This window comes from Myxococcota bacterium (genome assembly GCA_035498015.1).
Classification (GTDB): Bacteria; Myxococcota_A; UBA9160; order SZUA-336; family SZUA-336; genus VGRW01.
Window position 1 is genome coordinate 1 of the sequence record DATKAO010000012.1, and the last position, 2,040, is coordinate 2,040.

The window sequence follows — 2,040 nt, forward strand, 5'->3', positions numbered from 1 at the left end:
GGCCAGGGCGAGGCAAGCGAGTGCGGCGCGTGCGGTTCTCATCGGTCCTCCCGCGCGAGCAGTGCATGAGCGATGAAGTCGACCGTAGTGGCCTCGATCGAGCTCTCGTCGAACTCCTGCGGCGACGCATCCCAGTGTCGGTGCACCGCCCAGTACACCGCCGTCTCGAGCACCATGCGCGCCGTGGCCGGGACGTCGCGCAGCGGCCGCAGCGCGCGGCGGCGCGCGCGGTCGGCGAGGTAGCGCTCGAGCGACGCCAGCAGCCCCACGCGCCCGCTGGCGCCGTACCAGACCGACGCCAGCTCCGGGTAGTCGTGGGCGCAGCGGTCGATCAGCTTGATGCCGACCCGGTGGCTCGTCAGCATCGCGTAGAGCTCGCGCACGATTCCCGCGAGCTCTCGGCGCACGTCCGTGACGCGCCGCCGCTCGAGCGCTGCGGCCAGCTCCGGCAGCACGCCGGCGGCCGCGATCCGCGCGCGCACCTCGAGCAGTGTCGCGCCCGGGCGCGGCGTCGCGATCGGAAGCTTCGCGGGCGTCGCGATCCGCCCGGGCGCGTCGGCGTGATCGAGGACCGCCTCGAAGAGCGCTTCCTTGCTCTCGACGTACAGGTAGACGGTTCCCTTGGCGACGCCGAGCCGCTCGGCCACGTCCGACATCTGCGTGCGCTGGAAGCCCTTCTCCAGGAACACGGCGGTCGCCGCCTGGATCAGCTCGTGAAACCGATCTGCCGGGATCCGGCGGGCCACGCTCGCACCCTACGATAACTGACCCACTCAGTCAATACTGTTGCAGTAGGCTGTTCCGGGCGATGGAGAAGATCACGGGGCACTGTCTGTGCGGCAGCATCCGCTTCAGCGCGCGGCTGCCCAGTCTGTTCTGCGTGCACTGCCACTGCTCGATGTGCCGGCGCAACCACGGCGCCGGCTACGTCACTTGGTTCTCGGTGCCGCGGGGGGCGGTCGCGCTCGAGAGCGGCGGCGAGGGCCTCGTCCGCTTCCTGTCGTCGGAGCACGGCAGCCGCTCGTTCTGCCGGCGCTGCGGGACCTCGCTCTTCTGCGAGAACGACGCCCACCCAGACCGCACCGAGATCCCGCTGGGCACCGTCGACGGGCCGATCGACCGCGCGCCGCAGGCGCACGTGTTCTTCGACTCGGGCGCGGACTGGGTCGCGATCGCGGACGAGCTGCCGCGACTGGGCGGCGCGACCGGACTGGAGCCGCTGAAGAAGGAGCGCTAGCGGAGCTGGCCCGGGTCGCAGTGGAAGCGCTCCTCGACGATCCGCTGGCCGCGCCAGGTCTGCAGGCGACCTCTTCGAACACGCGCGTCGCGCCCGCGCGGGACCAGCTCGAAGCGGGGGCCCTTGATCGCCTGGACCGAGGCCAGGGTCGCGCGCTCGCGCGCATGGAAGGCGTCGCGACCGCCCGCCTGCGCTTGCTGGTTCTCGTAGCTGGCGACGTCGGGCGCGTAGAAGCGCTCGATCGCGCCCAGGTGGTCCCCCGCCTCCACCGCCACCGCGAACTCGTGGTCTGTCAATCAAGCGGACGGGAGGGCGTCGGCCGCGCCAGCCGATAGAGCACGTGGCGGCGCAGCCGATGCCCCGGGGGAAGCGCGGGGTGGTCGAAGTCGTCGGCGGGGTCGCGGATCATGCCGAGCTTCTCCATCACGCGGCGCGAGTTCGCGTTCGCCGGCACCGTGAACGAGACGATCTCGCGCAGGCCGAGCTCGCCGAAGCCGTGCGCCGCCGCCGCGCGCGCAGCCTCGGGCGCGTAGCCGCGGCCCCAGTGCTCGGCCGCGAGCCGCCAGCCGACCTCGACGCACGGCGTGAACGGCGCAGCGAAGCGCGCCCACACCAGACCCACGTAGCCGACGAACGACGCCACGCCGGGAGCCTCGAGCGCCCACAGTCCGAAGCCGTGCTCCGCGAAGTGCGCCTCGATGCGCTCCGCAAGCGCGTCGCTCTCCGCACGCGAGAGCACCGCGGGGAAGTGCTCCATCACGCGCGGGTCGGCATTCAGCGCCGCGAACGGCGCGCGATCCGCG

At 72.4% G+C, this 2,040-nt stretch carries 4 protein-coding genes; 1 reads left to right on the forward strand and 3 read right to left on the reverse strand.

Translation table 11 applies throughout. The annotated features are described in order from the left end of the window. Positions 1-38: 38 nt before the first annotated feature. Positions 39-746, reverse strand: a complete 708-nt coding sequence (locus VMR86_00785; protein HTO05568.1) for a helix-turn-helix domain-containing protein — start codon at positions 744-746, stop codon at positions 39-41. Positions 747-808: 62 nt separating this feature from the next. Between VMR86_00785 and VMR86_00790 the strand changes: the two genes are divergently transcribed. Then, positions 809-1,237: a GFA family protein gene (locus tag VMR86_00790; protein HTO05569.1), complete on the forward strand. Its 429-nt coding sequence runs from the start codon at positions 809-811 to the stop codon at positions 1,235-1,237. Here VMR86_00790 and VMR86_00795 read toward each other — a convergent pair. Both VMR86_00795 and VMR86_00800 read right to left on the reverse strand, forming a co-directional pair. Beyond that, on the reverse strand, positions 1,234-1,512 hold the full coding sequence (locus VMR86_00795; protein ID HTO05570.1) for a nuclear transport factor 2 family protein: 279 nt from the start codon (positions 1,510-1,512) through the stop codon (positions 1,234-1,236). The two genes, VMR86_00790 and VMR86_00795, sit on opposite strands and share 4 nt — an antisense overlap. Before the next feature lie 17 nt (positions 1,513-1,529). Next, the coding region (locus VMR86_00800) for a GNAT family N-acetyltransferase (protein HTO05571.1) at positions 1,530-2,040 on the reverse strand (511 nt) is incomplete at its 5' end.